We start from the raw sequence: 4,183 nt of genomic DNA, 5'->3' as shown, positions 1-4,183 counted from the left end.
CGGCGTCCTCACTCCGGCGCATGGCTCGCGCCGAGCAGGTCGCGCAGGCGCTCGGCCGCCGCCGTGAAGCGGGGGTCGGCCAGCGTCGGCCCGTACTCGCGGCGCTCCGGCAGACCGGGCTCCAGCGTCTCGACGATGCGGCCGGGCCGCGGGCTCATGACGACGATCCGGCTGCCCAGGTACACCGCCTCCGGCACGGAGTGGGTCACCAGCACCACGGTGGTGCCGGTCTCCCGCCAGATCCGGTTCATCTCGATGTTCATCTGCTCGCGGGTCAGGGCATCGAGCGCGCCGAACGGCTCGTCCATCAGCAGCACCCGGGGCTCGTGCAGCAGGGCCCGGCACAGCGCGACGCGCTGCTGCATGCCGCCGGACAGCTCGTGCGGCAGCGCCTTCTCGAACCCGGTCAGGCCGGTGAGCTCGATCAGGTGGTCGGCACGCTCCTCCGCGCGGCGCCGGTCCATGCCGCGCATCTCGGCCTGGAGCAGGATGTTCCTGCGCACGCCCCGCCACTCGAGCAGGGCCGAGCGCTGGAAGGCGAACCCGATCTCGCGCTGCGGTCCGGTGACCGCCCGCCCGTACAGGCGCACGTCCCCCTCGGTGGCGAGGGTCAGCCCCGCGATGATCTTGAGCAGCGTCGACTTGCCGCAGCCCGACGGCCCCGCGATCGTGACGAACTCCCCCGGCAGCACGGCCAGCGAGACGTCGTCGAGCGCCACGGTCTCCGAGCGCTTGGAGGTGAAGCGCCGCGTGAGGTGCGAGACCTCGATGATCGGTTCGGCGTCGGCGGCCCGCGCGGCCGCGCCGTGCTCGGTCGTGGGGCCGGTCGTCGCGGTCACATGCCCTCCCCGAAGGTCCCGTCCCAGTACGCGTCCGGCGTCGGCTCGCCCTCGAACTCGGTGTTCTCCGTGAGGAACGTCAGGGTGTCGGTCCACTGCTGCTCGGTGTTCACGCCGGGCGCGGGGGCCTCCTCGAGGTTGAGCAGGCCGATCGTCGCCTCGAGCTGCGCAGCCAGCACCTCCTCGTCGGGCGCCTGCTCGGCGTCGGCGGCCATCGCGGCGACGGCGGCGTCCGGGTCCTCGGACGCCGCGAGGAACGACTTCGACGTCGCCCGGACCATCGCCTGGACCAGCTCGGGGTCGCCGTCGATCGTGGCCTCGTGCGCCAGCAGGCCGGTGCCGAGCATGTTCATGCCGAAGTCCGAGAACGGCAGGGCCGAGACCTCCTTGCCGGTCTGGTTCTCGATGGTCGCCGCCTGGTCGTGGTAGAAGCCCTGGATGGCGTCGACCTTGCCCTCGATCAGCGCGGCGATCTTGCCGGCGGCGTCCACGTTGACCACGGTCACGTCGTCCGGGTTCACGCCGTTGATCTCCAGCCACGCCGGGAACGTGCCGTACATGGCGTCCCCGGGCGTGCCGCCGACGGTCTTGCCCACGAGGTCCGCGGGCTCGGTGATCCCCTGGTCGTCGAAGAACTCGACGGAGCTGGGGCCGGTCTGCAGGAACACGCCGACGCTGCGCACGGGCATGCCGGAGCTGATGCCGTTCGCGAGCGGCGGCGTGTCCGCCCACCCGAAGTCGGTGTTGCGCTGCGCCACCTGCTGCACGGTGTTGCCGGACCCGTTGCCCGGCTGGATCGTGAGGTCGATCCCCTCGTCCTCGAAGATGCCCTCCGCCACACCGTAGTAGAACGGCGCGTGCTCGCCGTACGGCACCCAGTTGAGCGTCACGGTGACCTCGCTCAGGCCCTCGGCGTTCTGCTCGGCGGGCCCGCCACCGGCGGTCTGCCCGCAGGCCGCGACCGTCGCGAGCGCGACGCCCGCCACGCCCACCGACATCGCGATCCTGCCGCCACGTCTCTGCTTCGTTGCACCACGCATGGGAGAGCCTTTCTGGTCGTGCCGCCACGGTGGCGGCGGGAACGCGGAAGTTGCTGGGCCGGGATCAGACGGTCGCGAGCGCGAGGTTGCCGCGCCGCGAGGCGTGCCACGGGATGAGGAGTCGTTCGAGCACCTCGACCAGGACGAACAGGACCACGCCGATGAGCGACATGAGGATCAGGTCGGCGAACAGCAGCGGTGCGTCGAGGTTGCCGCTGGCGAGCAGCAGCACGTACCCGAGGCCGCGGTCGGCGCCCACGAACTCGCCGACGACGGCGCCCACGACCGCCAGCGTGACGGCGACCTTCAGGCCCGACATGAGCTGCGGCAGGGCGCCGGGGAACCGGATCTTGCGGAAGGTCTTCCACCGGGAGGCGCCCATCGTCGCGGACATCTCCAGCAGCTCGGGGTCGACCGAGCGCAGCCCCGCGACGGCCGAGACGACGACCGGGAAGAAGGCGATGAGCACGGCCAGGACGATCTTGGGCGTCATGCCGAACCCGAACCAGACGACCAGGATCGGGGCGATCGCGATCTTGGGGATGACCTGGGCGAAGAGGATGAGCGGGTAGAGGGACTTCTCGGCCGTCCGGGAGTAGACCAGCAGCACGGCTGCCGCGACGCCGATCACGGCCGCGAGCACGAACCCGACGATCGTCTCCAGCGTGGTGACCCACGTGTGCTCCAGGAGCATCGGCCAGTCGGCCGCCATGGTCTCCGCGACCGCACCCGGGGAGGGCACCAGGTAGGCGGGGACCAGCTCGCGCCAGGCCACGAACCACCAGACGGCGAACAGCGCGAGCAGCACTGCCGCCGGCCGCCACGACTCCGCGAGCAGCGAGAGCGCCCGGCTCGCCGCCGTCGGCCCGCCGGAAGGCTGGGCGGGCGGCCGGGACCTGGGCGGGGACGGCGCCGTGGGACGGGCCTCCTGGGTGGTCACCATGGCGTGATCCTCCATAGTTCGCTCTTTCCGTTTCGTCGCACGGGGTCGACGTCGACACCGTGGGGCAGCGGGTCAGGGCACACCGGACGTCGTCGTCCCGGAGGTGCCGGTCGGTAGAGCAGGTCAGCGGCTCCGGCCTGGAGCCGCTTTTCACGGGGGACACTATGAGCCCCACCAGGGCCGGACAACGAGTTGCCACTTGTTGCCCCGCCACCGCGAGCGCCCGGTGGCACGCGGTTGCCACCGGGGCCGGGTCAGCCGTCGTGCGGGTCGGTCGCGGCGTCCTCGGCGACGGCCTCCAGGTCGACGGCGACCGAGCGGAAACCCGCGGACCGCACGGCACGCAGGACCTCGCCGCGCAGGGGCTCCGACGTCATGGTCGCGAGGTCGCGGTGCGGGGCCTCGAGCCGGGCGAGATCGCCGTGGTGGCGTACGCGGATCTCCTCGAGGCCGAGGCGGCGCAGCTCGCTCTCCGCGGCCTCGACCTGGACGGCCTCGTCCGCCGGCTGGTCGCCGGGCTCGTCGTCGTCCCCGGGTGGCGGGCTCGTCCCTGGTGCGGCGCGCATGGTCATGCGGTCATTCGAGGGTGCGGCACCAGGGCAGTCAAGGTGTTGCCACCTCTTGCCGGGCAGGCAAGGACCTGCCACGCCCGCGCCGGTCCTTGGCAATTGGTTGCCGTCGACGGGTCGCGCGCCGTACGCTCCCCGCGCATGGGCGAAACTGCCGAAACAGGGAGCTCTCGGACCAGACCGACCATCTACGACGTCGCCAAGGCCGCCGGCGTCGCGCCCTCGACGGTCTCGCGGGCGTTCTCCCGGCCGGGCCGGGTCAACGCGGACACGGCGGATCGCATCCGCCGCGTCGCCCACGAGCTCGGCTACCGGACGAGCCCGATCGGGCGCGCGATGCCGGACGGCCGGACGGCGCTGCTCGCGATCGTCGTGGCCGACCTGACCAACCCGTTCTTCTTCGAGATCATCCGCAGCGCGGAGAAGACCGCCATCGACTCGGGGTACACGCTGCTGGTGGTGGACGCGCACGAGTCCAGCGGGGCCGAGCGCCGTGCCCTGGAGCGCACGCTGCCCCTGGTGGAGGGCGTCGTGCTCGCCACCTCGCGGCTCTCGGACGCGGCGATCCGCGCCGTCGCCAAGCAGCGGCCGACCGTCGTGATGAACCGCGTGGTGGCGGACGTCCCGAGCGTCGTGACCGACAACGCCCAGGGGATGCGGCGCGCCGTCGAGCACCTGGCGGGCCTGGGGCACTCCCGGCTGACGTACCTGGCCGGGCCGGAGGCGTCCTGGGCCGACGGCATGCGCTGGCGGGCCTTCCGCGAGGCGACCCGGGAGCTCGGCCTGCGGGCG

General features: G+C 72.5%; 5 protein-coding genes. 1 reads left to right on the top strand and 4 read right to left on the bottom strand.

Annotated elements, in window-relative coordinates; genetic code table 11:
- Positions 1 to 8: 8 nt before the first annotated feature.
- The 4 genes from PROKR_RS30310 to PROKR_RS30295 form a co-directional block, all read right to left on the bottom strand.
- Entirely contained in the window at positions 9 to 839 is an 831-nt protein-coding gene (locus tag PROKR_RS30310) for an ABC transporter ATP-binding protein (RefSeq protein ID WP_036971770.1), read from the bottom strand.
- Complete coding sequence (locus PROKR_RS30305) at positions 836 to 1,879, bottom strand: ABC transporter substrate-binding protein (protein ID WP_245606045.1); 1,044 nt, start codon at positions 1,877 to 1,879, stop codon at positions 836 to 838. Before PROKR_RS30305 ends, PROKR_RS30310 begins: the two co-directional genes overlap by 4 nt.
- A 64-nt stretch (positions 1,880 to 1,943) precedes the next feature.
- Positions 1,944 to 2,822 carry an ABC transporter permease gene (locus tag PROKR_RS30300; RefSeq protein WP_036971764.1) on the bottom strand — a complete coding sequence of 293 codons (879 nt, stop codon included), beginning with the start codon at positions 2,820 to 2,822 and terminating at the stop codon, positions 1,944 to 1,946.
- 254 nt (positions 2,823 to 3,076) lie between these two features.
- The gene (locus PROKR_RS30295; protein WP_036971762.1) at positions 3,077 to 3,394 is read right to left on the bottom strand and encodes an adenine nucleotide alpha-hydrolase family protein; all 318 of its coding nucleotides are present in this window, start codon (positions 3,392 to 3,394) and stop codon (positions 3,077 to 3,079) included.
- Positions 3,395 to 3,532: 138 nt separating this feature from the next.
- On the opposite strand from PROKR_RS30295, the gene PROKR_RS30290 reads away from it, so the two are divergent.
- Positions 3,533 to 4,183 (top strand): LacI family DNA-binding transcriptional regulator (locus tag PROKR_RS30290; protein WP_157602899.1); only part of this gene is annotated, 651 nt, incomplete at its 3' end.

This window comes from Promicromonospora kroppenstedtii DSM 19349 (genome assembly GCF_000515355.1).
Lineage (GTDB): Bacteria > Actinomycetota > Actinomycetes > Actinomycetales > Cellulomonadaceae > Promicromonospora > Promicromonospora kroppenstedtii.
The sequence above is the reverse complement of the archived record's forward strand: the minus strand, read 5'-3'. Positions and strand labels throughout refer to the sequence as shown.

Excerpts from the sequence above, each read along its gene's own strand:
- PROKR_RS30305 (WP_245606045.1), bottom strand. The coding sequence starts at position 1,879 with ATGCGTGGTGCAACGAAGCAGAGACGTGGCGGCAGGATCGCGATGTCG.
- PROKR_RS30295 (WP_036971762.1), bottom strand. The coding sequence starts at position 3,394 with ATGACCATGCGCGCCGCACCAGGGACGAGCCCGCCACCCGGGGACGAC.
- PROKR_RS30300 (WP_036971764.1), bottom strand. The coding sequence starts at position 2,822 with ATGGTGACCACCCAGGAGGCCCGTCCCACGGCGCCGTCCCCGCCCAGG.